The following is an 18530-nucleotide window of genomic DNA, read 5'->3' as shown; positions in this document are numbered from 1 at the left end:
CTCAGCCGGCGCGGTCTACGCCGGCTTCTCCTCGCCGGCACCAGGCGCTTCTCCATCGCGGGCTTGAGGACCGCCTGGGCCGGCCGGGAACCGCTCCCACACCCGGTGCGTGGCGAGCAGCTTCGTCAGCCGCGAGACGGCCGCCCCAGCCTCGGCCACCACCACGCCAGGAGCCTCCCGTGGCACCCCGGCCGCGTCGAGCACGGCTGTGGCCCCGGGGGAGACCGCGATCGCTTTGCAGTGGCGGTACATCTCCGCGACCATCTTGACCACGCGCGGATCCACCGGCTCGCCCGCCGTCGAGTGACCGGCCTTCGCGTCGAAAGTGGGCTCGGCATCCGGTGCGGGCTTGGGCGCTTCCAGGACCAACGCCGCGTCGAACTCGATCGACGCTGCCGTGAGGAACGCCCGATCGATCACGACGTCACCCAGCTTGCCGCCGCGTGGAGCCGTGATGAACGCACGCATGCCCTTCCCCTCGACGGCGTCCTTCGCCACGGCGATCGCAGCGGGATCGGTGTCGGCGTCGACGATCACCGCGATCTTTCGGCCCGTCACCGGCCACTTCCCGCGCAGCTGCGACAGCGCCTGGCTGGGCTCCACGTCGGCGGGCGGCACCGTCGGCTCCGGCGCCGGTAGGCCGAGGCCACGGGCAACGTCCGCGCACAGCTCGGCGTCGACGTTGGCCAGGCACTGCAGCTGCCGCACCCGTACGGATTCTTCGAAGCACTTGCCCAGCTCGAACGTGTAGGCGCGGGTCAGGTGCTCGCGCTCCACGTCCGTCAGGGAGCGCACGAAGAGCGTGACCTGGCTGAAGTGATCCTCGAAGCTCGCGGACAGCTCACGCACCTTGTCCCCTGCCACCGGAGTGGGAATGTCGATGAACGCACCCGACCCGTCGTCGGCCTCGGCCGGGTTCCCGCCGTCGAGCGAGTTGGGCCGGTACGGCGCCACCCCGCCGTGGACGGCGGCCTGGTGGAAGCCGTCGCGGAACATGTCGTTGACCGGGCAGTGGGCGCGGTTGATCGGGATCTGGCTGAAGTTAGGCCCGCCCAGCCGGGTGATCTGGGTGTCGATGTAGGAGAACAGCCGCACCTGGAGCAGCGGGTCGTTGGTGACGTCGATCCCCGGCACCAGGTTGCCGGGGTTGAACATCACCTGCTCCACCTCGGCGAAGAAGTTCGTGGGGCGCCGGTTGAGCGTCATCGTCCCGATGATCTCCACCGGGCACAGTTCCTCGGGTATCAGCTTGGTGGGGTCCAGCAGGTCGATGCCCTCAAACGTCTCGTCCTCGGTGTCCGGCATCACCTGGACGCCCAGGTCGTAGGACGGGTAGGCGCCGGCGTCGATGGCGTCGTAGAGGTCCCGACGGTGGAAGTCCGGGTCGTTGCCCGCCGTCAGCTGCGTCTCCTCCCAGACCTGGCTGTGGATGCCCTGCTTGGGCTTCCAGTGGAACTTCACCAGGCTCGTGTCGCCCGCCTCGTTGATGAGCCGGAAGGTGTGGATGCCGAAGCCCTCCATCATCCGGTAGGACAGGGGAATCGCCCGATCGGACATGCTCCACGCGACGTGAGCCTGCGCCTCGGTGTGCAGGGAGACGAAGTCCCAGAACGTGTCGTGCGCGCTCTGCGCCTGGGGGATCTCACGGTCCGGCTCGGGCTTGACCGCGTGCACGATGTCGGGGAACTTGATGCCCTCCTGGATGAAGAAGACCGGGATGTTGTTGCCGACGAGGTCGTAGTTGCCCTCGGTGGTGTAGAACTTCGTTGCGAAACCGCGGGTGTCGCGGACGGTGTCCGAGGATCCCCGGAAACCCGCCACCGTCGAGAATCGGACGAACACGGGGGTTTCCACCCCCTTCTTGAGGAATGCGGCGCGGCAGATCCTGGCGGCGCGCCCGTTGGCCACGAAGACCCCATGGGCACCAGTGCCGCGGGCGTGGACGACGCGCTCGGGAATTCGCTCGTGGTCGAAGTGGGTGATCTTCTCGCGCAGGTGGTGGTCCTGCAGGAGCACCGGGCCCCGGAGGCCGGCCTTCAGCGAATGATCCGTGGTGCGGAGGCGGGCGCCCTGCGAGGTGGTGAGGTACTCCCCCTGCTGCGCCACCGCCTCGGGCGGCGCTCCGGTGGCTGCGCCTGTCGGCGTGACGGTCGCGGGGCCCTGCTGCGACGGCTTGGGCGGCGGCGGTGCGACGGTGGTGGTGGGCTCCTCAACAGGAGGGGACTCGACGCCCGGCCCGCTGGGCGGGGTCAGAGTGGGTGGGGTCTTCTTCTCGGCTGGCGACATTGCACTGCTCCTCGGGCTAGCCGGCCAGAGGGCCGCGCGGGCCCGGGGCCGACGATTTCTACGAGCCTGAGCCCGCTGGGGTGGTGCCACAGTGCGGTCCCGACGACGGCCCGACGGGGACCGCCGTCGGGACGACTGCAGCGTGACGGGGGCCGGCCCGGGACATCCGGGCCGGCCCATCGGTCAGGTGCTGCGGAGTCGGTCCGCTTCCGCCTTGGTCTCGTCGGCCTTGACCTGGGCGTCGGCCTTGACCGTCTCTGCGGAGAGCCGGGCCTGCTCGGAGACCTCGTCGGTGGCGGCCTGCGCGTCGGCCTTGATGTTCTGGCCGGCGCCCTGTGCAACCTCCTTGATGTTCCCCGCGACCTCCTCGGCGAGCGGCTGCAGGTTGTCCTTCGCCTCCGTCGCCATGGCCTTGAGCTCCTCGATCGCGGGCTCTGCGGCGTCCTTGAGCTGCGTGGCGCGCTCCTTCTCCATCTGCGAGGCGGGGATCAGTCCTCCGATGAGCGCCCCGATGCCGGCGGCGATGAGGCCCGCGGCGAGCGGGTTGCCCCGGGTCGACGCCTTCACCTGGCGCGGCGCGTCGGCCACGGCGTCGCGGGCATCAGCCACCGCAGTACCTGCCTTGTCCCCCACCTCGCCCACCGCGCCATGGTCGTAGGGGTTGGTGTCGGAGCCGAAGATCCGCTCCTTGAAGCTGTGGACGCCCTCCTTGACCTGATCCACCTGCTCGCGGACCATGTTGCTCGGCTTGGCGCTGTCGCCGAGGGCGTTGACGTTGTCACTCAGCTCAGCGCGGGTGCGCTCGATATCTCGACGGATCTCATCCGGGTTGGTGCTCATCAGTTCTTCTCCTCATTGCCAGTGGCAGCGTTCGGGATCTTCTTCACGGTCTCAGCGGTCCGGGGCAGGCCCCGCATCTTGGCGAACTCACTCTTCCCAGCCATGGCGAGGATGGCGGCGATCGCGAACCAGATCACGGCCACGATCACCCCACTCCATCCCAGGGATGGGTTCTGGGCCGACCCCATCAGGACGGCCAGGCCCCACCAGAGGGCCAGCGTGAGAGCGATCAGGCCCAGAAAGGCAGTGACGCCGGCCCCGGCGAGCATGCCGGCGCCCTTTCCCGCCTTCGACGCCGACTGCTTGGCCTCGACCTTGGCCAACTCCACTTCCTGACGGATCAGGGTGGTGGCGTTGTCGATCAGGTCCGAGGCGATATCGCCAAGCGACCGCTCCTCGGCCCGGTACCGGGCGTAGCTTGCTTCCTTCTCGGCCTCCTCCGGGTCCATGCCCAGCGGGATGGCGGGATCCGGGTGTCCGGCGCCGTAAGAGTCGCGGGCGGTGGGGATCGGATCGGTGTAGGGGGAGGTCATCGGAGACCCTCCCGCCAGGGATCCCCACCCTCGACGGTGAGATCCTCGTACTGGGACTCAGGCTCAACGAACGTCCCGTTGGCCACCTGCGACTCGCGACGAGGGGCAGCACCCGAGGGCGTCGGCGGGTACTGGCCGCCGAGGTGCGGCGTGGGATATGAACCAGGCACCGCAGCCCCTGGGCGATACACGGCCGCGGGCTGCGCCCGGCTGCCTTCATCAGCCTTGGCTCCCTGCAGGCCGCGGTAGATGCGCGCCCCGACGAACCCGACGCCTGCGGAGATGGCCAGGAACTGCCAGGGGTTGCGTGCGGCGTAGCGACGCACCGACTCCAGGACCTCGTCGGGCTGCCGGCTCTCCAGCCACGCGGCCGCGTCGTCGCTGAACCGCTGCGCCTTGTCCACGTAGCCGCCGAGCATGCCGTCCTGGTCCGCCTGGGACATCGCCCGCAGCTCACCGCTCAATGAGCGGGCCAACTCCGCGACCATGTGCTGCCCGGTCCCGGCCTGGGCCCGGAGCTCGTACATCGATTCGTCGAGGAGCCGACGACCCTGCGCCTTGGCCTCCTCGACCACCTCACCGACCTCCTGCTTGGCGGTGTCGATGACGTGGCCACCAGCATCCTTGGCTGTATCGGTGACGGCCTTCGCCTCACCCTGGGCCGTGGCCGCGACATCCTTGGCCCGGTCACCCGTGTGGGAGGCGACCTCCTTGGCCTGGTCGGTGGCGCTCTGATCGGCGGAAGACCCGGTCCAACCGGTTGCACCGGACTGCCCAGGCATGGTGACCGGCGCCACAGTTGCGCCGTACTCGCTCTGCCCACCAGTGGGTGTCTCATTCGGGTACGCCATGGTGATCCTCCATTACGTGTTCGGTCGTGCGAGAGCTTGTGCTCTCCTGCACAGTCCTTACCCACAATCGCGATGTCTAAACATGGATCGAGCAAAGTGATCACGCCGGATAAGCCCATCGAACATAGGGCAGGCGGAGCCAGTCAGCCCTATTACGTACCCACTTCCGCGGATTCTAAACAGGGGCGGTTCAGGGCGAAATACTCCCCCTGTCCACTTGACAGCCGGGCCGATCGGACTAGCGTGGAGCACATTCCACACGCCCTGAGAAAGGAACAGAAACCATGGCTGAAAAGGATCTGGCCGCATTGTTCTTCGCAACCATGCGAGACATGTACTACGCCGAGCGACACATCCTCTCGTCCCTCCCGAAGCTGCAGGAGGCAGCGGTCTCCGACGAGCTGAAGGCCGCGTTCGAGCACCACCTCGGGGAGACCCAGGGGCAGATCGATCGCCTCGAGAAGGTCTTCGCGATGATCGACCGCAAGCCCACCAGCAAGCGCTGCGACGCCATCGACGGCATCCTCAAGGAGGGCGACGAGCACCTGGAGGAGTACCAGGGCAGCCCTGCCGCCGACGCCGCCCTCATCGCCTCGGCGCAGGCCGTCGAGCACTACGAGATCACCCGCTACGGCACCATGCGACGGTGGGCCAAGATGCTCGGACTCAACGACGGCTACGACCTCCTCACCCAGTCGCTTGAGGAGGAGTCCCGCACCGACGAACTCCTCACCAAGATCGCGGAGACCGAGGCCAACGCGACGGCTGCGGCCAGCGGCGCCTAGAGCGCCTCGGGGTCCGCGCCCGTCTCGATGACGAGCTCCGCCACTGCGCGGAGCTTGAGGTTCCGCTCCTGGCTGGCGTGCTTGAGCCGTTCGAAGGCCTCGGCCGGCGTCACCCTGTGCCGTTCGACGAGGATGCCCACCGCCTGGCCGATCAGGCGGTGGCTCTCGATCCCGCGCGCCATGTGTTCCTGTCTGTCAGCGCTCTGCTGGGCCGTGATGAGGCGATCGACGGCCAGCGCAAAGGCCTGCGCGAGGAGGTCGGCCACGATCATCTCGTCCGGCCTGACCTGACGGGGCCGTGGGAACTGGATCCAGGCCCGGCAGTCGGCGAGGCTCGTCTGCGGCACGAGCAGGATGCCCGGCCGCAGGCTGATGCTGTCGGCGTTCGGGCGTCCACCGATGCCGGCCACGACCTCCGGCGGCAGCTCCTCGGCCGACACCGTCGCGCCACTGTGGAACAGGACCGGGCCTCCCAGGTCGATCTGGATGGTGCAGCGTCCCACGAACAGCAACTCGAAGCCGTGGGTGGCCAGCCCCAACAGGGTCGCGATGTCGTCCTCACCTGCGAAGCCCGCGCTGACATGCGCGGCAGCCGCGCGTCGGCTCTCCGCCTCCTTCTGACGCGTGATGTCCCGGAACGTCCGGATGGTGGCGGTGAGGCCCGTCTCGGGATCCTTCACCGATGCGTCGGTCACCGAGACCCAGAAGGGTCGGCGCTCACAGTCGTAGTACAGCGCCTCGGTGGTCCCCGGTGAACCTTCACGGGCCTCGCGATGGCGTTGCGCGATCGCCGCCCTCTGGTCCGCGTCCTCCTCCTCGCTCGGCCACCACGGGTAGGGAGGCCGGAACGGCCCGTCGGCCATCGAGTACCCGAACAACTGGGCGAACGCGGGATTCATGTCCATGACCACGCCCGCTGCATCGAAGATTAACACCCCGTCGCGCAGCGACGAGAGGAGGGCGCGCCGCCACGCAGTGTCCAGGGAACGCTGTCGGGCCCTGGCCAGCGCGGCCGCCAGGCGGATGCGCAGCTGCGGAAGATCCACGTGGACCTCACCCGACTCGTCCGGCGGATCATCCAGCAGAACCACAGCGCTCCCCGCCAGCGTCGGCTCTGCCCGGAGGGCGCGAAGGAAGTCCAGGCCCGCGGACCAGGCTGCGAGGTCCGCAAGGACGATCTCCGGGGGATCGGCCAGCAGGGTGTCGATGGCGCCCTCGATGTCGGTCACCGCTATGACGTCGTAGCTGTCATCGAGGGCACTACTCAGCACCTGCACCCGCTGGGACTCGGGCTGGACGAGAGCCAGCCTCGCCCGTGGGGGGGCTACCAGCTCAGGATCCGGCACGAACATGTCGATGCCGACGCGGGGCGCTGCCGGGGCCGGTGCCCCCTCTTCGCCACTGAGATCGAGGGTCATTCAAGCTTCCTCTGGTGAGGTGACGGCGTGACTCGCCGTACCTTCGCACAGTAGCGGAGGCGGAGGGCCGAGGACGCAACGATCAGGTCATGCCCCGCGGCTTCTGCTGTCCGGAGGCTCGCCCTCCGTCGGGGCCAGGTAGTCGGTCAGGATCTCCTCCAACAGCCCTGCCTCGATCACGAAGTCCAGCGAATCCCGGCGAACCATTTCCAGGAAGGCGACGGACGCGGCGATGGCCCGCTGGGAACGCGCGACGCGGCCGTGCCAGGCCATACCGAGGGGTCCACGGGGCCGTCCGAGTTGGCCGCCCACATGGACGGCCAAGAGCCGCCTCAGGGTGTCGAAGGCCGCATCCCTTGTCGTCGGGACGCCGACGCGCACTTCCTCAAGCACCTCCGCCAGTCGGTGCACCGCAGCGGGCGCCTCAGGGTCACGGGGTGTTGTCACAATGCCACCTGCAATTCGTGCACGAGGCGAGTCCCTTTGGTGCGCCACAATCCTGGATCTGTGCGCTCTGGGCACAGCAACGGCCGACCACGTGAGTGGCCGGCCGCGCTTTCGCCTTGGTGCGAAGTCGGACTGAATAAGCTCGCCCGAAGGATTTACTTGAAGGCGTCCTTGATCTTCTCGCCGGCCTGCTTCACATCGGCTGCAGCCTGATCGGCGTGTCCCTCGGCCTCGAGGCGCTCATTGTCGGTCGCCTTACCGACGCCTTCCTTGACCTTCCCCGCCGCTTCCTGGGCCGCATTGCTGATCTTGTCGTCGATTCCCATGATTCCTCCTCGTTGTGGGTTGGTAATGGCTACGTACCCACAATCCGGCCCGCTAAACACATCTCCGGGAATCTCTCAGTAGAGCAGCGCCAGGGCCGGCTCCTGAAGGATGGAGGCTACGTCGTGCAGGAACCGCGACCCCTGCTCTCCGTCGACGATCCGATGATCGAACGCCACGGCCAACGTGGTCACCCACCTCGGGACGACGCGCTCCTCGGCCCCCGCGCCCACTACCCACGGGCGGCGCTCGATGGAGCCCATGCAGAAGATCGCAGACTCGTCGCCGTTGATGATGGGCGTGCCCGCATCGATCCCGAAGACGCCCACGTTGGTGATGGTGAACGTGCCGGATGCGTAGTCGCCGGGCTGCAGTTTTCCCTCCCGCGACACCTGCACCAGCTGGTTCACGGCCTGGCACAGCTGCAGCAGGCTCAGATCCTGGGCGGACTTGATGTTGGGCACCATCAGGCCGCGGGGGGTGGCGGCCGCGATGCCGAGATTCACGTCGCCGTAATAGACGATCTCCTGCCGCTCCTCGTCCCACGACGAGTTGAGCTCCGGATTGCGCGCAAGAGCCAGGCAGATGGCCTTGGCGTAGACCAGCAGCGGCGACACCCTCAGGCCCGTGAACTCACGGCGACCCTTGAGCGTCTCGACGAAGTCCATCGTCGCGCTGACGTCGACGGTGATCCACTCGGTGACGTGCACATGCGTCTGGATGGAGCGCACCATGTTCTCCGCCGTCGCCTTCCGGACGCCCTTGATGGGGACGCGGCGCTCGGCGCGGCCCTGCCGCGGGTTGGAGCCACCAATTCCCTCCGTCGGTCCGAATCCGCCGCCGAAGCTGGACCCGCTGAACGAGGTCCCGGCGTGCGCCTGCCCAGCAGCACCCGCGGCCCCGCCGAGCCTCGGCTCGGAGGCCTGGAATGCGGCGTGATCGTTGAGGATGCGCCCCTGTTTGGGCTGCTCGTCGAGGTAGCGGAACGCGGCGGCGGCCTCCACGTCGCGGCGGGTGATCGTGCCCTCAGGCCCGGTGCCCACCACTGTTCCGAGGTCCACGCCGAGATCCATCGCGTACTTGCGCACCGGGGGCTTCGCCCGCGACGATCCAGGATCCGAGGCCAGCACCAGCTGGGACTCCGACGGCGCCCGGCCAGGGGCCGGCAACGGATCGCCGTGGGCCTGGGCGTGGACCGCCCCCGCGGGATGCACCTCGTCCGCCCGGCGCCCCGGCTCATGGTGCCCGTAGGACGCGGACATCGCCTCGGCCACCGAGGCCTTGTCCGCCCCCTGCGCTCGACGGCGACGCCGAGCGGGTCCCGGATCGGAGGGTCCGTAGCCCACCAGGTTGGGGCCTGCCCCAGCGGGCGCCTCCTCCGTGGGCGCCTCTCCGCCTTCCCCGTCGTCGATCTCCACGATCGGGCTGCCGACCTCCACCGTCGTCCCCTCCGCCACCAGCAGCTCAGTGACGGTGCCCGCGAACGGTGAGGGGAGCTCAACGAGCGACTTGGCCGTCTCGATCTCCACCAGCACGTCGTTGACCTCGATCACGTCACCCGCCGCGACCCTCCACGCCACGATCTCCGCCTCGAGCAGGCCCTCGCCCGGATCCGGCAGCAGGAATTGGTGCTTCATCTCAGGCTCCTAGTAGGCGAGTGAACGGTCGACGGCGTCCAGGATCCGGTCCACACTCGGAAGGTACTCCTCCTCCACCCTGGCCGGCGGGTACGGCATGTCGTAGCCGGCCACCCGCTGGACCGGGGCCTCCATCACGTAGAAGAGGTCCTCGTGGAGCTTGGCGGCGATCTCGGCGCCGAGCCCCAGCGTCTTGGCCGCCTCGTGCACGACGACGGCGCGCCGCGTGCGCCTCACTGAGGACTCGATGGTGACCCAGTCGACGGGGCTCAGTGTGCGCAGGTCCACCACCTCCAGGGACGTCCCCTCCTCGGCTGCGAGCACCGCGGCATCCAGGCAGGTCCTGACCATCGGCCCGTAGGCGAGGAGCGTGGCGTCCGTGCCGTAGCGCACCACCTGCGCCTGGTGCATCGGAGCCGGGCGGGCCGAGAAGTTGACGGTGTCCTTGACGTGGTAGCGCCGCTTCGGTTCGAAGAACACCACGGGGTCATCGGAGGCGATGGCCTGCTGGATCATCCAGTACGCGTCGTTGGCGTTCGAGCACGTGACCACCTTGAGCCCGGGGGTGTGCGCGAAGTAGGCCTCGGGCGACTCCGAGTGGTGCTCGATGGCCCCGATCCCACCGCCGTAGGGGATCCGGATCACCATGGGCATCCTGGTGTGTCCCCCGGTGCGCATGTGCAGCTTTGCCACCTGCGTGACGATCTGGGAGAAGCCGGGGAAGACGAAGCCGTCGAACTGGATCTCCAGCACCGGCCGGTAGCCGCGCATGCAGAGACCCACAGCGGTGCCGATGATGCCCGACTCGGCCAGCGGCGAGTCGACCACCCGATTCTCCCCGAACTCCTGCTGCAGGCCCTCGGTGATCCGGAAGACGCCGCCGAGCTTGCCGATGTCCTCACCGGCGAGCAGCACCTTTGGGTCAGCCTGCAGGGCGCGCCGCAACCCACGGTTGAGGGCCTTGGCCATGGTCAGGGTCTCGCTCACGCGTCCTCCCCGAAGCTCGCGGCGAACTCGGCGTACTCGCGGCGCTGCGCCTCCAGCGCGACGGTGGGCTCGGCATAGACCGTGGCGAACAGCTTGTCCATGGTGGTGTTCTCCATCAGGGGGATCGACGCCCGGGCGGCGGCCCCCAACTCCTTGGCCTCGGCGTCGACGCCGGCGAACCACTCGTCGTCGACGGCGCCCTCCGCGCGGAGATAGGTGCTGAGGCGGGCGATGGGGTCGCGGCCGCGCCACTCCTCCTCGTCGGACCGCTCGCGGTACTTGGTGGGGTCGTCGGAGGTGGTGTGGGCGCCCATCCGATAAGTGAAGGCCTCGATGAAGGCCGGCCCCTCGCCGGCGCGGGCCCGGGCCATCGCCCAGTCGGTGACGGCCTTCACGGCCAGCACGTCGTTGCCGTCCACCTGCACGCCGGGGAAGCCGAACCCCTGGGCGCGCTGGAACAGGGGGATGCGCGACTGCAGCGCGATGGGCTCCGAGATGGCCCACTGGTTGTTCTGGCAGAAGAACACCACCGGCGCGTTGTAGGAGGCGGCGAACACGTAGGCCTCGTTGACGTCGCCCTGGCTGGCGGCGCCGTCGCCGTGGTAGACGATGACGCCGGCGTTCTTCTCGTCGTCGTGGTTGCCGACGGCGCCGTCGAGCTGCAGGCCCATCGCGTAGCCGGTGGCGTGCAGCGCCTGGCAGCCGATGACTATCTGGTAGTTCTTGAAGGTGTCCAGCTTCTCCCAGTAGCCGCCGTTGGTGCCGCGGAACAGCGACAGCATGTTGGTGAGCGGGACGCCGAGCACCATGGCGACGGCGTGCTCACGGTAGGACGGGAACACCACGTCGGCGGGGCGGAGTGCGTGGGCCGAGCCCACCTGGGCGGCCTCCTGCCCGATCAGCGGGGTCCACAGGCCCAGCTCGCCGTGCCGCTGGAGGGCGGTGGCCTCGGCGTCGAAGCGCCGGGCGAGGACCATGTCGCGGAGGTAGCCGACGAGGTCCGCGGTGGTGCCGGTGAACTCGAAGTCGTCGTGACTCACGCGTCGACCCTCAGGGGTCAGCAGCTGCACCATGTCCTGGCTTTGACCGCGCACGCGGCCTCCTCTCCACTAACTTACGCATCCGTAGCTTACGTCTTGGGCGCCTCGAAAGGGACTCCAGCGGCAGACCCCTCGCTGGCTCAGGAGCGAGGAGCGCAGCGACGAGCCTCGAAGCCCAAGAGAAGTGACGTTGTCAGCTCGCGTCTCTGAGGCTTCGAGGCCGCTGCGCGGCACCTCAGCCAGCGGGAAAGGGAGCGAGGCCGCTGCGCGGCACCTCAGCCAGCAGAGGAGGTCAGCCGGCAAGCGTGGCGACCAGCACCGCCTTGATGGTGTGCATCCGGTTCTCCGCCTGGTCGAACACGACGCTCGCCTCGGACTCGAACACCTCGTCGGTCACCTCAACGCCCTCGATGCCGAACTGCTCCAACAGGTCCCGACCCACCGTCGTGTTGAGGTCGTGGAACGCGGGCAGGCAGTGCATGAACTTGGTGGCCGGGTTGCCGGTGGCCCGCATCAGCTCGGCATTGACCTGATACGGGCGAAGCAGCTCGATTCGCTCGGCCCACACCTCCTTCGGCTCACCGAGCGAGACCCAGACATCGGTGTAGACGAAGTCCACGCCCGCGACACCCGCGGCCACGTCGTCGGTGACGGTGATCCGCGCACCCGTCGACTCCGCGAGGCGGCGCGCCTCAGCGACGATCTCGGCCGCGTTCTGCTGCGACGCCGGCGCCACCATCCGCACGTCCATGCCCATCAGTGCGCCGCTGATCAGCAGAGAGTTGCCCACGTTGTTGCGGGCATCGCCGAGGAACGCGAACGAAACCTCCTCCAACGGCTTGCCGCTGTGCTCGATCATGGTGAGCTGGTCCGCCAGCATCTGGGTGGGGTGCCAGTCGTCGGTGAGCCCGTTGTAGACGGGGACACCGGCGTGGGCCGCCAGGGTCTCGACGACGTCCTGCCCGGAACCGCGGTACTCGATCGCGTCGTACCAGCGGCCGAGGACGCGGGCGGTGTCCGCGGCGGACTCCTTGTGGCCGATCTGCGAGCCGGCCGGGTCCAGATAGGTGGTGGTGCCGCCCTGATCCGCGACAGCCACCTCGAACGCGCACCGGGTGCGGGTGGAGGTCTTCTCGAACAGCAGGGCCACCTGCTTTCCGGCGAGGAGCGGGCTCTCGCGACGCTCGCGGCGCTGCGCCTTCAGCTCGGCCGCGAGGTCCAGGAGCCCGCGCCACTCGTCGGGGGTGAAGTCCAGCTCCTTGAGGAAGCTGCGGCCCAGCAGGCTCATCGTCGTCGCCTTTCGCTCGCGATCCAGGGAAGGACACAGGCTACCGCGCCGTCCGCGGCCCGCCGCGGCCGGCCGTCACACCGATCTGGCGTGGTCGACGAGCCTGTCGAAGCCCGCATCCATCGCCCTGTCGACAATCTGCCTCTCCGGGTGCGCGTCCCACCAGGCGACCTGCTCCGCGACCGCCTGGTCGTAGGTGATCGTCGGGTTGAACTCCGGCACCAGTGCCCGCAGCTTCGAGCAGTCGAAGACCATGGAGTGCGCCTTGTCTCCGAGGAGCCCGGGTCCGACGTCGGGCAGCACCCGCGCGATGGTCTCCGACGCCACGTGCACCAGTTCGGGGCTGGCCACCCCGGCCGCATGGGCCAGCCACGTGTAGATCTGGTCCCAGGTGGGTGCGTGGTCGCCCATGATCTGGAAGGTGTCGCCCACCGCCTGCGGGTTGCCGAGGAGACCGGTGAAACCGACGGCGAAGTCGGCCGAGTGCGTCACGGTCCACTGCGTGGTGCCGTCGCCGTGCACCACAACAGGCCGGCCGGCCCGGAGCCGGGCGATGTCCGTCCAGCCTCCGGTGGTGAGCAGCAGGGTGCGGTCGTAGGTGTGGGAGGGGCGCACGATCGTGGCGGGGAATCCGTTGTCGCGGTACTCGGCCACGAGGAGGTCCTCGCAGGCGATCTTGTTGCGCGAGTACTCCCAGAACGGGTTGCGCAGCGGGGTCGATTCGGTCACCGGCATCCGCGACGGCGGGCTCTGGTAGGCCGAAGCCGAGGAGATGAACACGTACTGGTCGGTGCGCCCGGCGAAGCGGGCCACGTCGCGCCCCACGTGGTCCGGGGTGAAGGCGACGAACTGGGCCACGACGTCGAACCCGCGGCCGCGGAGGACCTCGTCGACGGCGGCACCGTCGTGCACGTCGGCCACCAGGAACTCCACGTCCTCGGGAAGCGGGTGCGTGGTGGACTGCCCCCGGTTGAGGACCGTCACATGGTGGCCGAGCCGGACTGCCCGTTCCACGCTCGCGTGGCTGATGATGCCGCTGCCGCCGATGAACAGCATGTCCAGGGGATTGCGTGTGAGTGCCATCCCCGCATCCTTCCATCCAGCCACCACTGCTGGTGCGGACTGGGTGCGATAGCCGCGCCCCGGATCAGTCGCGGGTGACGGCCTCGAGCACGGCGTCGACGGCGGCCTCGATGTCTGCCAGCGTCTCCTCGAACCCCTCCTCCGTGCCGTACCACGGGTCAGTCAGCGGCTCCCCCTTGGTCTTGTCCGGGTTGAAGTCGTTGAGCAGAACGATGTTTTTGGCACACGGGGCGATGCGCTGCAGGCGGGCGACGTGCAGCGGCTCTGCGGCCACCACGAGGTCCGCGCCCTTGATGTCGGCTGCCCCGATCTTGCGCGCCTGGTGCCCCGAAGCGTCGTAGCCGGCACGCTCCAGGGTGCGCGCGGCGCGGTGGTCGATGGGGTTGCCCACCTCGTCGCTGGACACCCCGAAGCTGGCGATCCGCACGTCGAGCCCACGCTCCTCGGCTCGGCGCCGTGCAACCCGCTCGGCCATCGGGGAGCGACAAATGTTGCCCCAACATACGAAGAGAATCGTTGACATTGGTCACACTTTAGCCGCGCGGGTCTGGCTCACCGAGGCCGGGGGCACAGGTGGCTAGAATGAGCCACCGGCGTGGAGGAAGGTTTGGGGGGACGATCATGCAGATCTTGGTGGTTGACGATGATCAGGCGGTACGCGATTCGCTCGCCCGCTCACTGACCTACACGGGCGACGATGTGCAGACCGCCGCGGACGGCGTCGAGGCCCTCGCGAAGCTGGTCAGCTACACACCCGACGCCATCATCATGGACGTGATGATGCCCCGTCTCGACGGCCTCGAGACCACCCGAATGCTCCGGGACGGCGGCAACGACACCCCCATCCTCATCCTGACTGCGCGCGACGCCGTCGGGGATCGCGTGGACGGGCTCGATGCCGGCGCAGACGACTACATGGTCAAGCCCTTCGCCCTCGACGAGCTCCTGGCGCGCCTGCGGGCGCTGACCCGGCGCTCGAAGCCGGTGCCGGAGGCGGAGTCGCGGGTCCTGACCTTCCAGGACGTCACGCTGGACACGCAGCACCGCGAGGTGACGCGCGCCGGGCAGCACATCTCGCTCACCCGCACCGAGTACGCGCTGCTGCAGGTGTTCATGGAGAACCCGCGCCGCGTCATGGAGCGCAATACCCTCCTCAATGAGGTGTGGGGCTTCGAGTTCCCCACCACGGCCAACTCGCTCGAGGTCTACATCGGGTATCTGCGGCGCAAGACCGAAGCTGGCGGCCGGCCCCGGCTCATCCACACAGTGCGCGGCATCGGCTACGTCCTGCGTGAAACTCCCCCGTGATCGGAAGCTGGTGGATCCGGCTTCGCCGCGGCCTGGGCCGCCTCGTCAGTGGCCAGTCGCTGCAGTGGCGCCTTGCCCTCCTGACGGGCATCAGCGTGGCGCTGTCGGTCCTGGTCGTCGGCACCACCTCCTACGTCGTGACGCGGTGGTCCCTGCTGGAGCAGTTGGATCGTGAGCTGGTGGCGGTGGCCCAGACGGCGTCCGGGACCATCGCGTCGAACGTGTCCAACATGGGCGGGCTCTCGGGCGACCTGATGGGGTCTTCCGATGGGCTGCTCGCTCTTGTCGCGGCGGATGGGCTGGTCAAGCAGGTGCCCGGCCAGCCGGTGTCCCTGCCTGCCGGGTCCGAGGAGATCGCGGTGGCGCGGATGCAGTCCGGGTCCTCGGCCCGCACCCTGGATGCGGACGGCACCTCCTACCGCGTGGTGTCGGTGCCGATGTCGGTGGACGGGGCGTTCTACGCCGTGATCTACGGGCGGCCCACCGTCGCACTGGAATCCACGCTCGGCTCACTGTGGGCCGCGCTGCTGGCGGCCGGCGCGCTGGGCGTTCTGACCACCACGCTCGCGGCGCTGTGGGCGGCGCAGACGGTGCTCGCTCCCGTGCGTCGACTCTCGCAGGCCGTGAAATCCGTCACGCAGACCGATCAGCTCAACCCCATCCGGATCTACGGTCGAGATGATCTGGGTGAGCTGACCAAGTCGTTCAACCTCATGCTGCGCTCGCTGCAGACGTCGCGGGAGCAGCAGAGCCAGCTGATCGCCGACGCCGGGCATGAGCTGCGGACCCCCCTCACGTCGATGCGCACCAACATCGAGCTGCTGCTGGCCGACGACACCTCCGGCATGCTCCCGGAGGGCGCCCGCTCGGTGATTTTGGGCGACGTCGCCGCGCAGCTGGGCGAGTTCTCCGCACTGGTGGGAGACCTCGTGGCACTCACCCGCGACGACCACCTCCAGCGCCCGCACGAGCTCCTGGACATGGCGGAGGTGACGGAGTCCGCCATCGAACGCGCCCGCCGTCGAGGCCCCAACATCACCTTCGACGTCACCCTGGAGCCCACCCCCGTGATGGGGGATCCGTCGACGCTGGAGCGCGCGATCACCAACCTTCTGGACAACGCCGTGAAGTTCTCACCCTCCTACGGCACCATCGTGGTCACGCTGGAAGACGGCACCCTCACCGTCGTCGACGAGGGCCCGGGCATCGCCGACGAGGACCTCCCGCTGATCTTCGACCGCTTCTACCGCTCGGACCGGGCGCGGAACACCCCCGGCACCGGGCTGGGGCTTTCCATCGTGGATCACACGGCGCGGGCGCACGGCGGCTCGGTGCGCGCGGGCAACGACCCGGACCGCGGGGCGAAGTTCGTGCTGCGGCTGCCGGTGATCGCCGAGTCCGCGGAACAGTCTGTCCTGTGAGGTCAGTGGAGTGAGGGTGGCGCTGAGCCCCGCGCAGCGGCGCGGGCTGTCGGTGGGCGTCGCGACGGGGCTCTACGGGATCTCGTTCGGGGCACTGGCCGTGGCTGCCGGCCTGACGGTGGGGCAGGCATGCGTGCTCAGCCTGCTGATGTTCACCGGCGGCTCGCAGTTCGCGTTCGTCGGCGTCGTCGGCGGAGGTGGGGCGCTGGCGTCGGCGACCGCAGCCGCCTCGCTGCTGGGGGTCCGCAACGCGATCTACGGGGTCACCGCCAACGCCATGCTCCGCCCGCGCGGCTGGCGACGTTTCGTGGCCGCGCACCTGACCATCGACGAGTCCATCGCCACCGCGTCGGCCGCGGAGGACCCCGTCGAGGAGCGGCGGGGGTTCTGGGCTGGAGGTGTCGCGGTGTTCGTCCTGTGGAACCTGTTCACACTGTTGGGGGCCCTCCTCGGCGACGCCCTGGGCGACCCGAAGGCCTGGGGGCTCGACGGCGCGGCTGTCGCGGCGTTCCTGGGTTTGCTGTGGCCGCGGCTACGGAGCCGCGACCCGATCGCGATCGCGGTGACGGCCGCCGTGGTGACGGTGGCGGTGGCACCGTTCGTACCGCCGGGGATTCCGATCATCGTGGCGGCAGGTGTCGCGGTGGCGATGACTCTGGCCCAGCATCGCCGCGACTCGACGGTCGCGCCGGACGTCGATCGGAGTGTCCCACGATGACGATGTGGCTCTGGATCATGGCCGCCTGCGCGATCGCGTACGTCACCAAGCTGGTCGGCTACCTGCTTCCCGAGCGATGGCTCGAGAATCCGTGGGTCGTGAAGCTCTCGCACGGGGTCACGGTCGGGCTGCTCGCCTCGCTCGTGGCCACCAACGCGTTCGTATCTGGCACTGCGGTGGCGCTCGACGCGCGCGCCGCGGCCCTGCTTGTGGCCGCCGTGGCCCTGGTGCTGCGCGCGCCATTCCTGCTCGTGGTGATTGCCGGGGCTGCCGCCGCCGCGTTGGCTCGCCTGGGTGGCCTCGCGTGATCTCTCCACAGCCTTATCCACAGCTGTGCACAGATTACGTCCGTGTAATTTCGGCTTCTCGGGCCTGCGGCGAGGCGCCCCAGTCCGCCACCTCCGGAACCTGTGAACGTCCGAGCGGTCCGCGGCATGACCGGACGTTGCGCAGCCCTCGTTCAATGGCCCTCTTGGGCCAGACCTCTAGTCGCAGGATCGATAGCTTCTCACCGGGGAGGTACGCGCACGCTCTTGCAATCTGCACAGATTCCTATACAGTTCTTGTCATGACCATCTTCGCTGACCTGCACCGCGAGCGGACTCTGTCCGTTACCGCAGCCTCCAGCCGCGGTGTCGCGGGCTTGGTCAAGGATGCGGAGCGCGGTGAGGACATCATCGTCGAGCGCCACGGGCGCGCGGTCGCTGCCGTTATCTCCGTTGAACAGTTCGACGAGCTTCACCGTGTTCGGGCTGACCTGATCGCCGCTTCCCTCGTCTTGTCGCGCGAGCTCTCTGACACTGGCAGCCGCACCGATCTGGACGACGCCATCGCCGCGTTCGGGTTCGACCGGGTGGAACTCGAGGCCGAGCTCGACGCTGACCTAGCCACCGGCCGCGAGTGACAACGCAACCCCGGACCGGCCCCGGGCCGGCGGTTACGCATGGTTGAGAAGAAGCACCCGGAAGTACCCGGGTGTCTAGTGCGCCTGACCGGGGATGCGGTCGAGGACCTGGAGACCCTGTTCAAGGCCGACCCGCAGATCGTGCGCTGGGCCTTGAAGAAGATGATCCAGATCGAGCGCGACCCCAACGCAGGCGCCCCCTTGCTGGGCGGTCTCATCGGCTACCGCAAGATCACCGTCGGCGATCGTGACTGGCGCGTCGTATGGCGAGTCGTGCAGGACGACGCAGGAGACTTCCGAGTGGAGGTCGCGGAGGTCTGGGCAGTTGGGTACCGCAAGGACAACGAGGTCTACGAAGAGATCAGGCAACGCGTCGCTAACGCTGGCTCCTCACCGAAGACCAAGGCGCTCACGGAGGTTCTGGAGCTCTTCGCCAAGCAGGCAAGCGACCTGACCGCGACCCCGGAACCGGAGAAGCCTGAGCCAGTCCCGAGATGGTTGACCGACGCACTGCTCTACGTGGTGCACCTCCCCGCCTCCCAGGTCCAAGAGATGACACTCGAAGAAGCCGAGAGGGCTTGGACGGACCATATTTCCGGTGCGGGTTCGGGAACGTAGCTGGGCCTTCTGCTGAGGCTGCCCTCCCTGCCGGCTGCGCTC

At 68.6% G+C, this 18530-nt stretch carries 20 protein-coding genes; 7 read left to right on the top strand and 13 right to left on the bottom strand.

Annotation, left to right across the window (positions count from 1 at the left end; all coding sequences use genetic code 11):
• Positions 1 to 15 precede the first annotated feature (15 nt).
• The 4 genes from H5399_RS02540 to H5399_RS02525 all read right to left on the bottom strand — a co-directional run bounded on the left by H5399_RS02540 (position 16) and on the right by H5399_RS02525 (position 4510).
• Entirely contained in the window at positions 16 to 2286 is a 2271-nt protein-coding gene (locus tag H5399_RS02540) for a catalase (protein ID WP_182781444.1), read from the bottom strand.
• 183 nt (positions 2287 to 2469) lie between these two features.
• Positions 2470 to 3126, bottom strand: a complete 657-nt coding sequence (locus H5399_RS02535) for a DUF3618 domain-containing protein (RefSeq protein WP_182781443.1) — start codon at positions 3124 to 3126, stop codon at positions 2470 to 2472.
• Positions 3126 to 3659, bottom strand: a complete 534-nt coding sequence (locus H5399_RS02530; RefSeq protein ID WP_220490724.1) for a phage holin family protein — start codon at positions 3657 to 3659, stop codon at positions 3126 to 3128. The genes H5399_RS02535 and H5399_RS02530 overlap by 1 nt, the downstream gene beginning before the upstream one ends.
• Positions 3656 to 4510: a hypothetical protein gene (locus H5399_RS02525; RefSeq protein WP_182781442.1), complete on the bottom strand. Its 855-nt coding sequence runs from the start codon at positions 4508 to 4510 to the stop codon at positions 3656 to 3658. The genes H5399_RS02530 and H5399_RS02525 overlap by 4 nt, the downstream gene beginning before the upstream one ends.
• Before the next feature lie 284 nt (positions 4511 to 4794).
• Between H5399_RS02525 and H5399_RS02520 the strand changes: the two genes are divergently transcribed.
• Positions 4795 to 5295 carry a ferritin-like domain-containing protein gene (locus H5399_RS02520; RefSeq protein WP_182781441.1) on the top strand — a complete coding sequence of 167 codons (501 nt, stop codon included), beginning with the start codon at positions 4795 to 4797 and terminating at the stop codon, positions 5293 to 5295.
• Here H5399_RS02520 and H5399_RS02515 read toward each other — a convergent pair.
• The 9 genes from H5399_RS02515 to H5399_RS02475 form a co-directional block, all read right to left on the bottom strand.
• Positions 5292 to 6713, bottom strand: a complete 1422-nt coding sequence (locus H5399_RS02515) for an ANTAR domain-containing protein (RefSeq protein ID WP_182781440.1) — start codon at positions 6711 to 6713, stop codon at positions 5292 to 5294. The two genes, H5399_RS02520 and H5399_RS02515, sit on opposite strands and share 4 nt — an antisense overlap.
• 87 nt (positions 6714 to 6800) lie before the next feature.
• Positions 6801 to 7160, bottom strand: a complete 360-nt coding sequence (locus H5399_RS02510) for a hypothetical protein (RefSeq protein WP_182781439.1) — start codon at positions 7158 to 7160, stop codon at positions 6801 to 6803.
• A gap of 155 nt (positions 7161 to 7315) precedes the next feature.
• Positions 7316 to 7486, bottom strand: a complete 171-nt coding sequence (locus H5399_RS02505) for a CsbD family protein (protein WP_182781438.1) — start codon at positions 7484 to 7486, stop codon at positions 7316 to 7318.
• A 75-nt stretch (positions 7487 to 7561) separates the two neighbouring features.
• Positions 7562 to 9121, bottom strand: coding sequence for a dihydrolipoamide acetyltransferase family protein (locus tag H5399_RS02500; RefSeq protein ID WP_370585669.1), 1560 nt, complete (start codon positions 9119 to 9121; stop codon positions 7562 to 7564).
• A gap of 9 nt (positions 9122 to 9130) precedes the next feature.
• Positions 9131 to 10090: an alpha-ketoacid dehydrogenase subunit beta gene (locus H5399_RS02495; RefSeq protein ID WP_220490821.1), complete on the bottom strand. Its 960-nt coding sequence runs from the start codon at positions 10088 to 10090 to the stop codon at positions 9131 to 9133.
• Between the two features lie 14 nt (positions 10091 to 10104).
• Positions 10105 to 11202, bottom strand: a complete 1098-nt coding sequence (gene pdhA, locus H5399_RS02490) for a pyruvate dehydrogenase (acetyl-transferring) E1 component subunit alpha (RefSeq protein WP_370585668.1) — start codon at positions 11200 to 11202, stop codon at positions 10105 to 10107.
• A 238-nt stretch (positions 11203 to 11440) separates the two neighbouring features.
• Positions 11441 to 12436 (bottom strand): ornithine carbamoyltransferase, encoded by a 996-nt coding sequence (argF, locus tag H5399_RS02485; protein WP_182781436.1) that lies wholly within the window; start codon positions 12434 to 12436, stop codon positions 11441 to 11443.
• A gap of 75 nt (positions 12437 to 12511) precedes the next feature.
• Complete coding sequence (locus H5399_RS02480) at positions 12512 to 13519, bottom strand: NAD-dependent epimerase/dehydratase family protein (protein ID WP_182781435.1); 1008 nt, start codon at positions 13517 to 13519, stop codon at positions 12512 to 12514.
• Between the two features lie 64 nt (positions 13520 to 13583).
• Complete coding sequence (locus H5399_RS02475; RefSeq protein WP_182781434.1) at positions 13584 to 14042, bottom strand: low molecular weight protein-tyrosine-phosphatase; 459 nt, start codon at positions 14040 to 14042, stop codon at positions 13584 to 13586.
• A 98-nt stretch (positions 14043 to 14140) separates the two neighbouring features.
• On the opposite strand from H5399_RS02475, the gene H5399_RS02470 reads away from it, so the two are divergent.
• From H5399_RS02470 to H5399_RS02445, 6 genes are all read left to right on the top strand, one after another.
• Positions 14141 to 14827 (top strand): response regulator transcription factor, encoded by a 687-nt coding sequence (locus tag H5399_RS02470; RefSeq protein WP_182781433.1) that lies wholly within the window; start codon positions 14141 to 14143, stop codon positions 14825 to 14827.
• 32 nt (positions 14828 to 14859) lie between these two features.
• Positions 14860 to 16248 (top strand): HAMP domain-containing sensor histidine kinase, encoded by a 1389-nt coding sequence (locus H5399_RS02465; protein WP_220489101.1) that lies wholly within the window; start codon positions 14860 to 14862, stop codon positions 16246 to 16248.
• Between the two features lie 16 nt (positions 16249 to 16264).
• Complete coding sequence (locus tag H5399_RS02460; protein ID WP_370585667.1) at positions 16265 to 16966, top strand: AzlC family ABC transporter permease; 702 nt, start codon at positions 16265 to 16267, stop codon at positions 16964 to 16966.
• Positions 16963 to 17274 (top strand): AzlD domain-containing protein, encoded by a 312-nt coding sequence (locus tag H5399_RS02455; protein ID WP_182781431.1) that lies wholly within the window; start codon positions 16963 to 16965, stop codon positions 17272 to 17274. Before H5399_RS02460 ends, H5399_RS02455 begins: the two co-directional genes overlap by 4 nt.
• Before the next feature lie 260 nt (positions 17275 to 17534).
• Positions 17535 to 17870 carry a type II toxin-antitoxin system Phd/YefM family antitoxin gene (locus H5399_RS02450; RefSeq protein WP_182781430.1) on the top strand — a complete coding sequence of 112 codons (336 nt, stop codon included), beginning with the start codon at positions 17535 to 17537 and terminating at the stop codon, positions 17868 to 17870.
• Positions 17871 to 17909: 39 nt separating this feature from the next.
• A complete protein-coding gene (locus H5399_RS02445) occupies positions 17910 to 18488 on the top strand; it encodes a type II toxin-antitoxin system RelE/ParE family toxin (RefSeq protein WP_182781429.1) in 579 nt (192 codons plus the stop codon).
• Positions 18489 to 18530: the final 42 nt, after the last annotated feature.

It is taken from the genome of Tessaracoccus sp. MC1627 (assembly GCF_014164725.1).
Taxonomy (GTDB): domain Bacteria; phylum Actinomycetota; class Actinomycetes; order Propionibacteriales; family Propionibacteriaceae; genus Arachnia.
Note: the sequence above shows the minus strand (reverse complement) of the source record. Positions and strands in the feature narration are given on the sequence as shown.

Bases quoted from the DNA above. Each gene is read 5' to 3' on its own strand.
- H5399_RS02540 (WP_182781444.1), bottom strand. From the start codon at position 2,286: ATGTCGCCAGCCGAGAAGAAGACCCCACCCACTCTGACCCCGCCCAGC.
- H5399_RS02535 (WP_182781443.1), bottom strand. From the start codon at position 3,126: ATGAGCACCAACCCGGATGAGATCCGTCGAGATATCGAGCGCACCCGC.
- H5399_RS02530 (WP_220490724.1), bottom strand. From the start codon at position 3,659: ATGACCTCCCCCTACACCGATCCGATCCCCACCGCCCGCGACTCTTAC.
- H5399_RS02525 (WP_182781442.1), bottom strand. From the start codon at position 4,510: ATGGCGTACCCGAATGAGACACCCACTGGTGGGCAGAGCGAGTACGGC.
- H5399_RS02520 (WP_182781441.1), top strand. From the start codon at position 4,795: ATGGCTGAAAAGGATCTGGCCGCATTGTTCTTCGCAACCATGCGAGAC.
- H5399_RS02515 (WP_182781440.1), bottom strand. From the start codon at position 6,713: ATGACCCTCGATCTCAGTGGCGAAGAGGGGGCACCGGCCCCGGCAGCG.
- H5399_RS02505 (WP_182781438.1), bottom strand. From the start codon at position 7,486: ATGGGAATCGACGACAAGATCAGCAATGCGGCCCAGGAAGCGGCGGGG.
- H5399_RS02500 (WP_370585669.1), bottom strand. From the start codon at position 9,121: ATGAAGCACCAATTCCTGCTGCCGGATCCGGGCGAGGGCCTGCTCGAG.
- H5399_RS02495 (WP_220490821.1), bottom strand. From the start codon at position 10,090: ATGGCCAAGGCCCTCAACCGTGGGTTGCGGCGCGCCCTGCAGGCTGAC.
- argF (WP_182781436.1), bottom strand. From the start codon at position 12,436: ATGAGCCTGCTGGGCCGCAGCTTCCTCAAGGAGCTGGACTTCACCCCC.
- H5399_RS02480 (WP_182781435.1), bottom strand. From the start codon at position 13,519: ATGGCACTCACACGCAATCCCCTGGACATGCTGTTCATCGGCGGCAGC.
- H5399_RS02475 (WP_182781434.1), bottom strand. From the start codon at position 14,042: ATGTCAACGATTCTCTTCGTATGTTGGGGCAACATTTGTCGCTCCCCG.
- H5399_RS02470 (WP_182781433.1), top strand. From the start codon at position 14,141: ATGCAGATCTTGGTGGTTGACGATGATCAGGCGGTACGCGATTCGCTC.
- H5399_RS02455 (WP_182781431.1), top strand. From the start codon at position 16,963: ATGACGATGTGGCTCTGGATCATGGCCGCCTGCGCGATCGCGTACGTC.
- H5399_RS02450 (WP_182781430.1), top strand. From the start codon at position 17,535: ATGACCATCTTCGCTGACCTGCACCGCGAGCGGACTCTGTCCGTTACC.
- H5399_RS02445 (WP_182781429.1), top strand. From the start codon at position 17,910: ATGGTTGAGAAGAAGCACCCGGAAGTACCCGGGTGTCTAGTGCGCCTG.